General features: G+C 67.5%; 12 protein-coding genes. 6 read left to right on the top strand and 6 right to left on the bottom strand.

What is annotated here, in order from left to right; translation table 11 throughout:
• Positions 1–4: 4 nt before the first annotated feature.
• Together waaA and HMPREF3014_RS31035 are read right to left on the bottom strand one after the other, a co-directional pair.
• Positions 5–1,282: a lipid IV(A) 3-deoxy-D-manno-octulosonic acid transferase gene (waaA, locus tag HMPREF3014_RS31040; RefSeq protein WP_014834154.1), complete on the bottom strand. Its 1,278-nt coding sequence runs from the start codon at positions 1,280–1,282 to the stop codon at positions 5–7.
• 35 nt (positions 1,283–1,317) lie between these two features.
• Entirely contained in the window at positions 1,318–2,202 is an 885-nt protein-coding gene (locus HMPREF3014_RS31035) for a LysR family transcriptional regulator (RefSeq protein ID WP_003114539.1), read from the bottom strand.
• Positions 2,203–2,286: 84 nt separating this feature from the next.
• Here HMPREF3014_RS31035 and HMPREF3014_RS31030 point away from each other — a divergent pair, with 84 nt between their 5' ends.
• From HMPREF3014_RS31030 to HMPREF3014_RS31015, 4 genes are all read left to right on the top strand, one after another.
• Positions 2,287–2,619 (top strand): DMT family transporter, encoded by a 333-nt coding sequence (locus tag HMPREF3014_RS31030; RefSeq protein ID WP_003095735.1) that lies wholly within the window; start codon positions 2,287–2,289, stop codon positions 2,617–2,619.
• Between the two features lie 60 nt (positions 2,620–2,679).
• Complete coding sequence (locus HMPREF3014_RS31025) at positions 2,680–3,855, top strand: NAD(P)/FAD-dependent oxidoreductase (RefSeq protein WP_003109889.1); 1,176 nt, start codon at positions 2,680–2,682, stop codon at positions 3,853–3,855.
• A complete protein-coding gene (locus tag HMPREF3014_RS31020) occupies positions 3,852–4,664 on the top strand; it encodes an aldo/keto reductase (RefSeq protein ID WP_003114541.1) in 813 nt (270 codons plus the stop codon). The genes HMPREF3014_RS31025 and HMPREF3014_RS31020 overlap by 4 nt, the downstream gene beginning before the upstream one ends.
• Positions 4,665–4,832: 168 nt before the next feature.
• Positions 4,833–5,753 (top strand): hypothetical protein, encoded by a 921-nt coding sequence (locus HMPREF3014_RS31015; RefSeq protein WP_023087862.1) that lies wholly within the window; start codon positions 4,833–4,835, stop codon positions 5,751–5,753.
• 24 nt (positions 5,754–5,777) lie between these two features.
• Here the strand turns inward: HMPREF3014_RS31015 and HMPREF3014_RS31010 are convergent, their stop codons facing one another.
• The 4 genes from HMPREF3014_RS31010 to msbA all read right to left on the bottom strand — a co-directional run bounded on the left by HMPREF3014_RS31010 (position 5,778) and on the right by msbA (position 11,728).
• Complete coding sequence (locus HMPREF3014_RS31010; protein ID WP_003095742.1) at positions 5,778–6,986, bottom strand: acyl-CoA dehydrogenase family protein; 1,209 nt, start codon at positions 6,984–6,986, stop codon at positions 5,778–5,780.
• A gap of 48 nt (positions 6,987–7,034) precedes the next feature.
• Entirely contained in the window at positions 7,035–8,324 is a 1,290-nt protein-coding gene (locus tag HMPREF3014_RS31005) for an acyl-CoA dehydrogenase family protein (protein ID WP_003123588.1), read from the bottom strand.
• 127 nt (positions 8,325–8,451) lie between these two features.
• Positions 8,452–9,876, bottom strand: a complete 1,425-nt coding sequence (gene hldE, locus HMPREF3014_RS31000; protein WP_003095747.1) for a bifunctional D-glycero-beta-D-manno-heptose-7-phosphate kinase/D-glycero-beta-D-manno-heptose 1-phosphate adenylyltransferase HldE — start codon at positions 9,874–9,876, stop codon at positions 8,452–8,454.
• Between the two features lie 40 nt (positions 9,877–9,916).
• A complete protein-coding gene (gene msbA / locus HMPREF3014_RS30995; protein ID WP_003114544.1) occupies positions 9,917–11,728 on the bottom strand; it encodes a lipid A export permease/ATP-binding protein MsbA in 1,812 nt (603 codons plus the stop codon).
• A gap of 107 nt (positions 11,729–11,835) precedes the next feature.
• Between msbA and HMPREF3014_RS30990 the strand changes: the two genes are divergently transcribed.
• Both HMPREF3014_RS30990 and HMPREF3014_RS30985 read left to right on the top strand, forming a co-directional pair.
• Positions 11,836–12,486 (top strand): BUD32 family EKC/KEOPS complex subunit, encoded by a 651-nt coding sequence (locus tag HMPREF3014_RS30990; protein WP_003114545.1) that lies wholly within the window; start codon positions 11,836–11,838, stop codon positions 12,484–12,486.
• 7 nt (positions 12,487–12,493) lie between these two features.
• Positions 12,494–13,693, top strand: a complete 1,200-nt coding sequence (locus HMPREF3014_RS30985; RefSeq protein ID WP_003116153.1) for an O-antigen ligase family protein — start codon at positions 12,494–12,496, stop codon at positions 13,691–13,693.
• Positions 13,694–13,710: the final 17 nt, after the last annotated feature.

Raw genomic sequence — 13,710 nt, 5'->3', positions numbered from 1 at the left:
AGCGCTACCCGCCGCGCCCGAGCAACCGCGCCAACCCCGCCAGCAGCCGCTCCAGGGCGCCCTGGTTGTTACGCAGCACCTTCTCTCCGGCAGTGGCCATGGCCGTCGCGACCTCCGGCTGCGCCCACAGGCGCGCGAGGCCGTCGCACAGCTCGCCGGCATCCGTCACCTCGAGCAGCGCCCCGGCGTCGCGCAATTGCGCGGCGATGTCGAGGAAGTTGAACAGGTGCGGACCGGCGAACACCGGCTTGCCCAGGGCCGCCGGCTCCAGCAGGTTGTGCCCGCCGTTGGGCACCAGGCTGCCGCCGACGAAAGCGATGTCGGCCAGGGCATAGAGGAACAGCAGCTCGCCCATGGTATCGCCGAGCAGCACCTGGGTCGCACGTGCCACCGGCTCGCCGCCGGAGCGCCGGACCGTGGCGAAGCCTTCGCGGCGGCATAGCTCGTGGACGCCGGCGAAGCGTTCCGGATGGCGCGGCACCAGGATCAGCAACGCGTCGGGACGCGTTTCCAGCAGGCGCCGGTGGGCTGCCAGGACGATCTCGTCCTCGCCGGCATGGGTGCTGGCGGCGATCCACAGCGGTCGCGCCGTCGCGTCCCATTCCTCGCGCAGGGCGGCAGCGGCCAGCGGCAGCTGCGGGTCGATGCGCAGGTCGAACTTGATCGAGCCGGTCACGCTGACGCACTCAGGACGCGCGCCGAGACGACGGAAGCGCTCGGCCTCGGCCTCGGTCTGCACGGCGATCCAGGACAGCTCGGCGAGCATCGGCCGGGTCAGCCCGGCGAAGCGCGCGTAGCCACGCGCCGAGCGCTCGGACAGGCGCGCATTGGCCAGCGCCACCGGGATCCCGCGCACGGCGCAGGCATGGATATGGTTGGGCCACAGCTCGGTTTCCATGATCACCGCCAGGCGCGGCCGCACCCGGTCGAGGAAGCGCGCCGCCGCCCAGGGCAGGTCGTAGGGCAGGTAGCAGTGCCGGACCTGCTCGCCGAACAATGCGCGGATGCGCTCCGAGCCGGTCGGGGTCATGCAGGTGACGGTGACCGGCAGCTGCGGATGGCGCTCCAGCAGCGCCCGCACCATCGGCGCGGCGGCGATGCTCTCGCCCACCGAGACGGCGTGCACCCAGATGCCGCCGGGCGGCACCTCGGGCAAGGACAGGGAAAAACGCTCGCCGATGCGCTTGGCGTATGCCGGCGCCCGGCGCGCGCGCCACCACAGGCGCAACGCCACCAGCGGCAAGCCGAGGTGGAACAGCAGGGTATAGAGGGTACGGTTCATGGGCGCGCAGCTTAGCAAAACTCCCGCCGACCGGCTCAGCCGATGGCGCGCAGGTGGCGGGTGAAGGTTTCGCCGAGCCAGGCCGCCGCCGGGCCGAGCACCTCGTTGCGCCGCCAGACCAGTTCGACCACCAGCGCCGGCGGCGTCCAGTCGCTGGTCAGCTCCACCATCAGCCGGTCGTAGGTGGGGTACTGCACCACGTGCCGCGGTAGCCAGGCCCAGCCGAGGTTGCGCATCAGCAGCTCGGCCATGGAATAGAAGCTGTCCAGCCGCCAGACCTGCGGGCTGATCTGCTCGCCGCCTGGATAGCCGCTCTGCTGGGGCACGATCAAAAGTTGCCGGTGCTGTGCCAGCTCGCGGCGACTGACCCGTTGCAGCCCGGCCAGCGGGTGGCCGGCACCGCACACCGTGACCATCTCGACGCTGCCGAGGCGCCGCCGCTCCAGCGACTCAGGCATGCGCTCATGGTGGAACAGCAGGCCGAGGTCAGCCTGCTCCTCGAGCAAACGACGGGTGACGTCACCCTGGCCGCCGCTGGACACCTGCACCTCCAGACTGGGAAAGCGCTGCGCCAGCGCTTCCAGGCTGTCCAGCACCGGCTGGTAAGGCATCGCCTCGTCCTGGGCCAGGCGCAGCCGCGGCTCCTCGCCGCGCGCCAGGCCCAGCGCGCGCCCCTGCAGGCGCTCGCACTGGCGCAGCACCTCGCGCGCCTCCGCCAGCAGCACCCGGCCCTCGTCGGTCAGGCGCGGCTGGCGTCCGCTGCTGCGTTCGAACAGGGTGACGCCGAGGTCCGCCTCCAGCAGCGCGATGCCGTTGCTCACCGCCGATTGCACCCGCTTCAGTTCGCGGGCGGCGGCAGAGAACGACTGGCGCTCGGCGACGCTGACGAACAGGCGGATCTGCTCCAGGTTCCACTGCATAACCTATCTCCAATACAGATAGGTAACGACTTTATCCCATCCGCCGGCTCCCTAGAATGGCCGCAGTTTCCGGAGGACCCCGCCATGACCAATTATCTCTACCTCGCCATCGCCATCGCCGCCGAAGTGGTCGCCACCACCTCGCTGAAAGCCGTCGCCGGATTCAGCAAGCCACTGCCGCTGCTGCTGGTGGTGGGCGGCTACGTGCTCGCCTTCAGCATGCTCGTGCTGGTCATGCGCACCCTGCCGGTCGGCGTGGTCTACGCCATCTGGTCCGGGCTCGGCATCGTCCTGGTCAGCCTGGTGGCGATGTTCGTCTACGGCCAGCGCCTGGACCCCGCAGCCCTCCTCGGTATCGGCCTGATCATCGCCGGCGTGCTGGTGATCCAGTTGTTCTCCCGCGCTTCGGGGCACTGAACGACCGTCGCGGGCGCAGGTTGTATACTGCGCCCTTTCCGTTCCCGATAAGGCAGCCCCATGCCCCAAGCCCTTTCCACCGACATCCTCATCGTTGGCGGCGGTATCGCCGGCCTCTGGCTGAACGCCCGCTTGCGCCGGGCCGGCTACGCCACCGTGCTGGTGGAAAGCGCCAGCCTCGGCGGCGGACAGAGCGTGAAGTCGCAGGGGATCATCCACGGCGGCGCCAAGTACGCCCTGCATGGCGCCCTGACCGGCGCCTCCGAAGCCATCGCCGACATGCCGCGGCGCTGGCGCGCCTGTCTCGGCAGCGACGGCGAACTCGACCTGCGGGGCGTACGCCTGCTTTCCGAGGCGCACTACCTGTGGTCGCCGGGCGGCCTGGCCGGCAGCCTTACCAGCTTCTTCGCCAGCAAGGCGGTGCGCAGCCGGGTCGAGCAGGCCAAGGGCGAGGATTTGCCTCCGGCGCTGCGCGACAAGGGGTTCAAGGGCAAGGCCTACCGCCTCACGGAAATCGTCTTCGACGTCCCCGACCTGATTCGCCGCCTGGCGGAACTGGCCGGCGACAGCCTGCTCGCCGGCGAGCGCATCGAACCGCTGCGCGAAGGCCGGGAACTGGCCGGCCTGTGCGTCGACGGCCGGGAGATCCGTGCCCAGCGCGTGGTGCTCAGTGCCGGTGCCGGCAACGAGGCGCTGCTCCGCGAACTGGGCCTGGAACAACCGGCCATGCAGCGGCGGCCGCTGCACATGGTGATGGTCAAGGCGGCGACCCTGAAACCGCTGTACGCCCACTGCCTGGGGGCAGGACCGAAGCCACGGATCACCGTGACCACCCATCCGACCCGCGACGGCCAGTCGGTCTGGTACCTCGGCGGCGACATCGCCGAAGCCGATGGCGTGGCCCGCGACGAAGCCGCGCAGATCGCCGAAGCGCGTCGCGAACTGGCAAAGCTGCTGCCCTGGATCGACCTCGGCCAGGCGCAGTGGGCCACCTTGCGGGTGGATCGCGCCGAGCCGGCACAGTCCAACCTGTTGCGTCCGGACAACGCCTTCCTCGCCGAACAGGGACGCCTGCTGGTCGGCTGGCCGACCAAGCTGGCGCTGGCCCCTGACTTCGCCGACCGGGTCTGCGCCCGCCTGGAAGAAGACGGCATCCGCCCCAGCGAACATGCCGCGCTGCCGCAACTGCCGCGTCCGCCGCTCGCCGAACCGGCCTGGGAGGTAGCCTTCGCATGATCAGGGATACCCTCCACGACCTGCACCGCCCGCTGGGCGACACCGGCCTGGCCGTTTCGCCGCTGGGCCTGGGCACCGTCAAGTTCGGCCGCGACCAGGGAGTGAAGTACCCTTCCGGCTTCACCATCCCCGACGACCGCGAAGCCGCCGACCTGCTGGCCCTGGCCCGCGACCTCGGCATCAACCTGATCGACACCGCCCCGGCCTACGGCCGCAGCGAGGAACGCCTCGGCCCGCTGCTGCGCGGCCAGCGCGAACATTGGGTGATCGTCAGCAAGGTCGGCGAAGAGTTCGTCGACGGCCAGTCAGTCTTCGACTTCTCCGCCGCGCATACCCGGCGCTCCGTCGAACGCAGCCTGAAGCGCCTGGAGACCGACCGGATCGAGCTGGTGCTGGTGCATTCCGATGGCAACGACCTGGATATCCTCGAGAACAGCGAGGTCTACCCGACTCTCGCCGCGCTCAAGCGCGAGGGCCTGATCGGCGCCTACGGACTCTCCGGCAAGACCGTCGAAGGTGGCCTGCGCGCCCTGCGCGAGGGCGATTGCGCGATGGTCACCTACAACCTGAACGAGCGCGCCGAGCGCCCGGTCATCGAGTACGCCGCGGCCCATGCCAAGGGCATCCTGGTGAAGAAGGCGCTGGCCAGCGGGCATGCCTGCCTGGGCGCCGGACAGGACCCGGTGCGTGCCAGCTTCGAACTGGTCTTCGACCAGCCGGGCGTCGCCGCCGCCATCGTCGGCACCATCAATCCGCTGCACCTGGCCCATAATGTCGCGATGGCCGCGCAAGCCCTGAAAAAGGCCTGAACCATACATCGGCTGCAACATCCGCGGGTTGACACCCGCGGTGCATTCCGCTGCCATGTTCCTCCCGAACGAGCCGTATCCTGCCTGCCGCCCTCGCCTCCGGTGGCCGGTGCATCGAACGTGAGCCTCCGTCCCGCCCCGGCGCGATGACCCGACAAGGAGCCCCGTATGCCCCGTATGCTCGCCCGCAAGGATCCGTCCGCCTTCAAGACCCTGCCGCTGCTGGTAGAGGCCTCCCCGGACGGGCTGGTCTACCAGGCCCTCGGCCTGCCGCTGAACTTCCAGCAGATGCTCGTACGCCGCCGCCGCATGGAGGTAGCCGACCCGCAGCGCTTCGTCGCCGAGCTGGCCAACCTGGGGGTCTCGGTGCGCTTGACCCTGAACTGGCAGGGCCGCGACTACTGGGTGCTGGTCCGTCAGCGCCGGCTGGACCGCGGCGATACCGTGCTCAAGCTGATCTCCGGCTACGTACCGGCCCACGAACTGAACCTGCCGTTGCTCACGGCGATCCAGGAAGTCGCCGAGGAATGCCTGGTGGAGACCGCCGGCGGCTGGCTCGGCGGGCGCTTCGGCGACACCTGGCTGCCGACGCCCTACCAGGGTTCGCTGCGCTACCGGGAGAACAGCCACTTCGTCCTCACCCCGCTGTCCGGCGCCGCCCGTCCGGTGCAAGCCGGCAGCCTGCGCTTGCTGGAGCGCCCGCGCGCCTACGTACACCTGCCCACGGCCTCGCTGCAACTGGTCTACGACATGCGTCTGGAGCTGCCGCGCGATGCGCGCGAGCCGAGCCTCTACCATGTCGACGAGCGGCTCGAGAGCGGTCCGCTGGTGGCGCGCCTGGACCGTCGGCGCCCCGATCTCTACCTGCTGCCGCTGGACCAGGGGCGCCCCACCGGCGACCTGTTCACCCTGCGCAAGGGCCAGTTGCGCCTTGCGGCCACCCGCGGCCTGTGGTTGGCCGAGAGCTTTGCCGTACAGGACGGCTGGCTGGTGCATGAGGAACGCATCCGTTTCCGCGACTGGCTGGCACTGTGGCCATCCAGCAACGGCGACCAGGCCGGCGGTGGACGCGACCGCGCCAGCGCCTGAACCGGGCGGGCTTTGCCGCCCTTTCTACTTCAACTGGCTGGAAGACTTGCCGAGCAGGCGGCGGGCGACGATGAGCAGCTGGATCTGCTGGGTGCCCTCGAAGATGTCGAGGATCTTCGAGTCCCGCGCCCACTTCTCCAACAGCTCATCCTCGGCGTAGCCGAGGGCGCCGGCCAGCTCCACGCACTTCAGGGTGATCTCGTTGGCCACCCGTCCAGCCTTGGCCTTGGCGATGGACGCTTCCTTCGAGTTGGGCAGCTTGTTGTCGGCCATCCATGCCGCCTTCAGGGTCAACAGGCGCGCTGCCTCCCACTCCGCCTCCAGGCGATAGAGAGTGGCCTCGGCGTGGCTGACGGTCAGCAGCGGCTTCCTGTAGTCGAACTTGCAGCCAGCCTTCTTCAGCAATTCGCGGGTCCGGTCCAGCGCCGCCTTGGCCACCCCGACAGCCATGCCGGCCACCAGCGGGCGGGTATTGTCGAAGGTCTCCATGACCCCGGCGAAACCCTTCTGCACGTCGACCTCGGCGTTGCCCAGCAGGTTCGCGGCCGGCACCCGGCAATCATTGAAACTGATCGAAGCGGTATCCGAAGCCTTGATCCCGAGCTTCTTCTCCAGGCGCGTCACGGTCATCCCCGGCGTGCCCTTCTCGACCACGAAGGACTTGATCGCCGCCCGCCCCAGGTTGCGGTTCAGGGTGGCCCAGACCACCACGGCATCGGCCCGCTCGCCGGAAGTGACGAAAATCTTCTCGCCGTTCAGTACATAGTGGTCGCCATCCTGGGTCGCGGTGGTGCGGATCGCCGCCGAGTCCGAGCCGCAGCCCGGCTCGGTGATCGCCATTGCCGCCCAGGTGCCGCCGAAGCGCTGCAACTGCTCCTCGTTGGCCACCGCGGCGATCGCCGCATTGCCCAGCCCCTGGCGCGGCATGGCCAGGAGCAGGCCGACGTCGCCCCAGCACAGTTCCATCACGCCGAGCAACGCCGACAGGTTGCCGCCGTTCTTGATGCCCTCCTCTACCTGCTTGCCGGCGCGCTTGCTCGCCGAGGTCGCACCGACAGCCTCGGGCGAGCCGCTGTTCATGCCGTCCAGCAAGGCCGCGAGCAGGTCCAGCTCCTTCGGATAGGCGTGTTCGGCCTTGTCGTACTTGCGCGAGATCGGCCGGAAATAGTTTTCCGCGACCTGATGCGCCTGGTTGGCCAGGCTGCGGAATTTCTTCGGGGTTTCCAGGTACATGTCGATTCCTCGTTCACTCGTCGCGGCGGACCGCGCACTCGCTCGGGTTCACAGGTGCAGGCCGCCGGCCATCAGCGCTACCGCGCGCAGGTCGCGGTACCAGCGCTCGGCTGGATGCTCCTTGGTGAAGCCGTGGCCACCGAGCAGCTGCACCGCGTCGGTGCCGATCTTCATCGCCTTCTCGGCGCACAGCAGCCGCGCCAGGTAAGCCTCGCGCTGGAACGGCTGGCCGCGCTCGGCCAGGGCGCAGGCGCGCCAGACCATCAGGCGCATGGCGTCCAGTTCGATGGCGATGTCGGCGACCATGAAGGCGACCCCCTGGCGATGGCTGATCGGCTCGCCGAAGGCCTCACGCTCGTTGCAGTAGGCGATCACGTAGTCCAGCGCCGCCTGTCCGGTGCCCAGCGCCAGGGCACACCAGGCCAGGGACGCGTGATCGAGGAAGGCCCGGTAGTCGAAATGCTCGGCGGCCAGGCGGTTGTCCGCCGGCACCTTGACGCTCTTCAGGCGCAACCGGGCGGTGCCGCCGGCCTTCAGTCCCATCGCCGGCTCGGCACGTCGCTCGACGCCCTTGGCGGAGGCTTCCACCAGGAACAGCGCAGGCCCCTCGTCGGTCTTCGCCGCGACGATCAGGCGGCTGGCCTCCAGGCCGCGCAGGACCAGGCATTTCTCTCCGGAAAGCAGGTAGTGACTGCCCTTGCGCCGGGCGCGGGTCGCCAGTTTCTGCGGGTCGAACAGCAGACTCGGCTCGTTGACCGCGATGGCGGTGAGCGGCGCCCCCTCTTCGCTGACGAACGCCGGCAGCCACTGCGCCTGCTGCGAGGGGCTGCCCCAGCGGCGGATGCAGTTGGCCGCCGACAACGGCACCAGCAGGGCCGCCGCCAGCGTCAGGTCGCCCTTGGCCAGGGCCTCGGCGATAAGGGCAGTGGTCACCGTGGTGCGCTCACCGGCCATGCCGCCGTGCACCTCGCCGACCCCATAGTGGGTCAGGCCCAGCTCCAGCGCCTGGTTGAGCAGTTCCGCCGGTAGGCTGGCCTCGGCATCCGCGTCATGAGCCAGCGGACGCAACACCTCCAGGGCGAAGCCTTCGAGCATGTCCACCAGCATCTGCTGGTCGTCGGAGAACGACAGGTCGAACAACCCGTCCGGATCGGCCTTGCGCGGTCCCTTCGCCTGCTTCGCCGAACGCTCGCTGGCCAGGCGGAAGCCGGTACGGCTGCCGCTGTAGAGCAGTTTCTCGAAGGGTTTGCGAAGATTGAAGCGATCCGGCCAGTCGGCCTGGGCGACACGGTTCAGTACAGCCAGGGCACGGCCCTGTACATCGGTGCTCATGGGCATCTTGCTCCACGCAGGATGGGATGCCCGGATCATGCGCCGCCGCATGGGCAGCGCCTATGACCGTCTCGCCGAAGGGAGTTGTCAGGCCAGCCAGTCATCCGCCAGGGGCGACCGACCGGGGAAAGGCTCAGCCTTTCTGGCGGATCTTCTCGACGATGGCGGTGGTGGAGCTGTTCTCCACCAGGCCGAGCACCCGTACCTCGCCGCCGTAGGCCTTGACGATCTGCGCGCCGACCACCTGCTCGACGCCGTAATCGCCGCCCTTGACCAGCACGTCCGGACGCACCTGCTCGAGCAGGCGCTCGGGAGTGTCTTCGGCGAAGCTCACCACCCAGTCCACCGCGCCGAGCCCGGCGAGTACCGCCATGCGCCGGTCCACCGAGTTGATCGGCCGGCCAACGCCCTTCAGGCGAGTGACCGAGGCGTCGTCGTTGACCCCGACGATCAGGCGGTCGCCCTGGGCGCGCGCCTGTTCGAGGTAGGTCACGTGGCCGGCGTGAAGGATGTCGAAGCAGCCATTGGTGAAGACGATCTTCTCGCCGTGGGCGCGGGCGTCTTCGATTGCCAGCAGCAATTGCTCCAGGCCCAGCACGCCACGCTCGGAACCCTGCTCGCGCTGCACCGCGCGACGCAGTTCGGGCGCGCTGATCGCCGCGGTACCCAGCTTGCCGACCACGATGCCGGCGGCCAGGTTGGCCAGACCCACCGCGGAAGGCAGCTCCTCGCCGGCGGCAAGCGCCGCGGCCAGGGTGGAGATGACCGTATCGCCGGCACCGGTGACGTCGAACACTTCCCGCGCCCGCGCCGGCAGGTGCAGGGCCGGCTGGCCATGGCGGAGCAGGGTCATGCCATGCTCGCCGCGGGTCACCAGCAAGGCACCGAGGTCGAGTTCGCTCATCAGCGCCTGGCCCTTGGCGACCAGTTCGGCTTCGTCGGCGCAACGGCCGACGATGGTCTCGAATTCGGACAGGTTCGGGGTGATCAGGCTGGCGCCGCGATAGATGGCGAAGTCCTTGCCCTTGGGATCGGCCAGTACCGGAATGTTGCGCGCCCGCGCCGCCTGGATCAGCACCTGGTGGTTCTGTAGCGCGCCCTTGCCGTAGTCGGACAGCACCAGCACCTTGACCTTGGCCAGCAGCGACTCGACGTCCACGGCCAGGGCCGCCGCGTCGGTGCGGAACGGTTCCTCGAAGTCGACCCGCAGCAGTTGCTGGTGGCGACTCATGACCCGCAGCTTGACGATGGTCGGCTGGCTATCGATGCGCTGGAAGCGCGCGTCCACTCCAGCGGCCTTGAGGCTGTTGGCCAGGCTGTCGGCGGCCTCGTCGCGGCCGGTGACGCCGACCAGCAAGGCCTGCGCGCCCAGCGCGGCGATGTTCAGCGCGACGTTGGCGGCGCCGCCGGGGCGGTCCTCGTGCTGTTCGACGCGGACCACCGGCACCGGGGCCTCCGGCGAAATGCGCGAAGTCGCGCCATGCCAGTAGCGGTCGAGCATCACATCACCGACCACCAACACCGGGGCCTGGTCGAAACGGGGCATGGACAACTTCATGGGAACTCCAAACAACCTCTCGGGGCAGACGCCCAGTTTATCAGCCGACAGGCGCCGGCGCCTGCTCATCCAGTCCCATCGCATGCAGCCGCGCATAATGGCCGTTCTGCGCCAGCAGCTCGGCGTGGCTGCCGCGCTCGACGATCTGCCCCTGGTCCATCACCAGGATCAGGTCGGCCTTCTCGATGGTCGACAGGCGGTGGGCGATCACCAGGGTGGTGCGCCCCTTCATCACTTCGTCCAGCGCCGCCTGGATATGCCGCTCCGACTCGGTGTCCAGCGCCGAGGTCGCCTCGTCGAGGATCAGCAGGGGCGCGTCCTTGAGCAGCGCCCGGGCGATCGCCAGACGCTGGCGCTGGCCGCCGGAAAGCAGCACGCCATTCTCGCCGACCTCGGTGTCGAAGCCTTGCGGCAGGTTGTCAATGAACTCCTTGGCGTTGGCAGCCTTCGCCGCCCGCTCGATTTCCTCGCGCGGCGCGCCAGCCAGGTCGCCGTAGGCGATGTTGTTGGCCACGCTGTCGTTGAACAGCGTGACCTGCTGGGTCACCAGGGCGATGTGGCGGCGCAGGTTGCGCAGGCGATAATCCTCGACTTCAACGCCATCAAGGAGGATCTTGCCGTCATTGTGCTGGTAAAAGCGCGGAACCAGGTTGGCCAGGGTCGATTTGCCGCTACCGGAACGGCCGACCAGGGCGATCATCTGCCCGGGCTCGGCGATGAAACTGATGTCATCCAGCACCTGCTTGTCGGTTCCGGGATAACGGAAGCTCAGGTTGCGCACTTCCAGGCGCCCGCTGACCCGCTCCTTCTCGACGGTACCCTGGTCTTCCTCCGCCGCTTCGTCGAGCTGCTCGAAGATGCTCTCGGCGCCGGCGACGCCGCGCTGGACCGTGGAACTGACCTCGGAAAGCTGGCGGATCGGCTTGGGCAACAGGCCCGCCGCGGTGATATAGGCCACCAGGTCGCCGGCCGAGGCGTCCCCGCGCAGCCACAGCACGAGGAACATCAGTATCGCCATGGCGACGTAGATCACCAATTGCAGCATCGGCGTGTAGACCGCGCCGGTCTTGGTCATCCGCAACTGCTTGTCGGTATTGCTCTGGCTGGCGTCGAGGAAGCGCTTCTCTTCATAGGCTTCGCCGCCGAAGCTGCGCACTACCCGGTAGCCCTGGATGGTTTCCGAGGCGACGTGGGTGACGTCGCCCATGGCCACCTGGATCTTCTTGCTCTGCTTGCGGAACTTGCGGCTGGCGGTAGTCACCATCACCGCGATGACCGGCAGGATCGCCAGCATCACCAGGGTCAGCTTCCAGTTCATCCACAGCAGGTAGAGGAACAGGAAGACCACGGTCAGGCCCTCACGGATCACCACCTTGATGGCATCCGTGGCCGCTCCGGTGACCATGGTCACGTTGAAGGTGATGCGCGAGATCAGGTGGCCGGAGCTGTGCGTGTCGAAATAGCGGTTCGGCAGCACCAGCAGCTTGTTGAACAGGGCGACCCGCAGGTCATGCACCAGCCCCAGGGAAACCTTGGCGAGGAAGAAGTTGCCGAGGAACGAGCCCAGCCCCTGCCAGGCAGCGATCAGGATGATCAGCAACGGCACCGCGTAGACCAGGTGCAAGTCGCGCAACCAGGGCCACTGCACATTCGGAAACAATGCCGCGTCAGGATTGGAGAGGCCGTCGACGAAATACTTGAGGATGCCCGCCAGCATCGGCTGGGTCGAGGCGAAGATCAGGAAACCGACGATGCTGAGTAGGAACATTCCGATGTAGGGCTTCACGTAGCCCAACAGGCGGAAATAGATCTTGAGACTGGAAGGTCCGGGATTCTGAGGACTATCGCTCATGGTTTCTTACATGCTGAAAAGGTCCCGGAGTGTAGCACAGGACCTCCATCACTCCGCCTGGAAGGCGTGTTGGGGTAAGATGGCGGGCCGTTCGTTCAGGAGCTCGCATGCGAGTCATAGACTACCCCTCCTACTTGCAGTTGCGTGACAACGCAGAAGTGCTGGAAGCCGATGGTCATGGGGACAAGGTTCTGCGTCTGCGCGACGGGTCCTTCCTCAAACTGTTTCGCCGCAAGCGCCTGATTTCCTCCGCAGCCCTGTTCCCCTATGCGGAGCGCTTCGCCCGCAACGCCAGCGAACTGGCGCGGCGCGGCATCGTCTGCCCGAAGGTGCTGGACGTATTGCGGATCCCACATATCCAGCGCGACGCGGTGCACTACGAGCCGCTACCGGGGCAGACCCTCCGCCAACTCGACCGCAACGACCCGGAGTGCGGCGACGCAGTCCGGACGCAACTGGGCGAGCTGATCGCCGCGCTGCACGCCAAGGGGGTGTACTTCCGCTCGCTGCACCTGGGCAACGTGGTGCGCACGCCGGAAGGCCGGATGGGCCTGATCGACATCGCCGACCTGCGGGTCCAGCGCTCGGCGCTCAGCGCCGCCCAGCGCATTCGCAATTTCAAGCACCTGCTGCGCTACGAACAGGATCGAACCTGGTTCCTCGACGACAGCGAGCACCTGGTGCTCAAGGCCTATCTCCGCAGCAGCCAGGTCCACTGGACACTCGAGCAGCTCCTCAAGCAACTGCAACTGGATTGAGCAAGGAATGTTCGCAGCTACCCGACTGACCCGTCTTCGCCACGATACCAGCCGCATCCTCAGCCACTGGATCCTGCCGCTGGGCTGGCTGGCCCTGCTCACCGGAATGTTCTGGGTCGGCGACCGCTCCGACTACCATCGCCTCTTCTACATCCTGCTTGCAGCCCCGACGCTGCTTTTCGTGATTATCCAGCCGCAACTGTTACGTCCACTGACCCGCTCGCCGCTGCTCATCGCCATTCTGGCCTTCAGCGCTTACATGATGCTCAGCCTGCTCTGGTCAACGCCGGAAAACTCGGCGGGTTCGCTGTTCAAACGGCCGCTGTACATCGTTCTACTGCTCTTCTGTGTGGGGATACTGGCGCTACAGGCACCCGAACGCCTACGCAACATTACTTGGCTGGCGGCACTGGGAGCAGTTTTCGCCGCAGCGGTCACGGTGGTCCACTACCACCTCCAGACACATCCTGCATGGATGCGCTTGTCCGGATACGGGGCTCTCTACAACCCACTGCTGAGTGCCCATGTATATGGCGCATTCACTGTGGTCTGGCTGGTTTACTGGATGCAATCACGCCATCTTCTTGCGCCACTGCCGCTGCTGTCCCTGGCGATACTATGCTGCCTGTTGCTGTCGACCGGCTCACGCACCCCATTGATCGCACTCACCGCCTGCCTGGGCTGGCTGCTGGTCGCCGGTAATCAGAAAAAGACCCTGATCGTCATCGGGTTGGCAGCGCTGGGCATGATCGTGGCTTATATCTTCAATCCAGAGCTGGTCACCCAGCGCGGCGTCTCCTTCCGCCCGGAAATCTGGAGCGAATCCCTGCGCCAGATCGGCGAGCACCCCTGGCTTGGCCATGGCTACGATCACCCGATGCGGATCAAGCTGGCCAACGGCATGCTGCTGGCCGATCCGCACAACATCGAGCTGGGCGTGCTGTTCGCCGGCGGGATCGTCGGCCTGCTGCTATGGTCTGCGATCTACGCCCTGGCCTTCGTCTTCGCCTGGAAGAACCGTCGCGACCCCATGGTGCTGCTGGCGTCTACCTGGCTGGTCTTCGGACTGGCTTCCGGCCTCACGGAAGGCAACGCGTTCATGTCCCGCCCCAAGGAGCACTGGTTCCTGATCTGGATTCCATTGGCCCTGCTGTACGCCCTGTGGGTGCAGAAAAGCGCCCGCGACAAAAACGAAACCGCCTCCTGAGGAGGCGGTCCGGGTTC

This window comes from Pseudomonas sp. HMSC065H01, from assembly GCF_001815235.1.
GTDB lineage: Bacteria > Pseudomonadota > Gammaproteobacteria > Pseudomonadales > Pseudomonadaceae > Pseudomonas > Pseudomonas aeruginosa.
This window is presented reverse-complemented; position numbering and strand designations above follow the sequence as displayed.

Coding starts and splice junctions, on each gene's coding strand:
- hldE (WP_003095747.1), bottom strand. CDS start 9,876: ATGAAGTTGTCCATGCCCCGTTTCGACCAGGCCCCGGTGTTGGTGGTC.
- HMPREF3014_RS31015 (WP_023087862.1), top strand. CDS start 4,833: ATGCCCCGTATGCTCGCCCGCAAGGATCCGTCCGCCTTCAAGACCCTG.
- HMPREF3014_RS30985 (WP_003116153.1), top strand. CDS start 12,494: ATGTTCGCAGCTACCCGACTGACCCGTCTTCGCCACGATACCAGCCGC.
- HMPREF3014_RS31005 (WP_003123588.1), bottom strand. CDS start 8,324: ATGCCCATGAGCACCGATGTACAGGGCCGTGCCCTGGCTGTACTGAAC.
- HMPREF3014_RS30990 (WP_003114545.1), top strand. CDS start 11,836: ATGCGAGTCATAGACTACCCCTCCTACTTGCAGTTGCGTGACAACGCA.
- waaA (WP_014834154.1), bottom strand. CDS start 1,282: ATGAACCGTACCCTCTATACCCTGCTGTTCCACCTCGGCTTGCCGCTG.
- msbA (WP_003114544.1), bottom strand. CDS start 11,728: ATGAGCGATAGTCCTCAGAATCCCGGACCTTCCAGTCTCAAGATCTAT.
- HMPREF3014_RS31025 (WP_003109889.1), top strand. CDS start 2,680: ATGCCCCAAGCCCTTTCCACCGACATCCTCATCGTTGGCGGCGGTATC.
- HMPREF3014_RS31030 (WP_003095735.1), top strand. CDS start 2,287: ATGACCAATTATCTCTACCTCGCCATCGCCATCGCCGCCGAAGTGGTC.
- HMPREF3014_RS31035 (WP_003114539.1), bottom strand. CDS start 2,202: ATGCAGTGGAACCTGGAGCAGATCCGCCTGTTCGTCAGCGTCGCCGAG.
- HMPREF3014_RS31020 (WP_003114541.1), top strand. CDS start 3,852: ATGATCAGGGATACCCTCCACGACCTGCACCGCCCGCTGGGCGACACC.
- HMPREF3014_RS31010 (WP_003095742.1), bottom strand. CDS start 6,986: ATGTACCTGGAAACCCCGAAGAAATTCCGCAGCCTGGCCAACCAGGCG.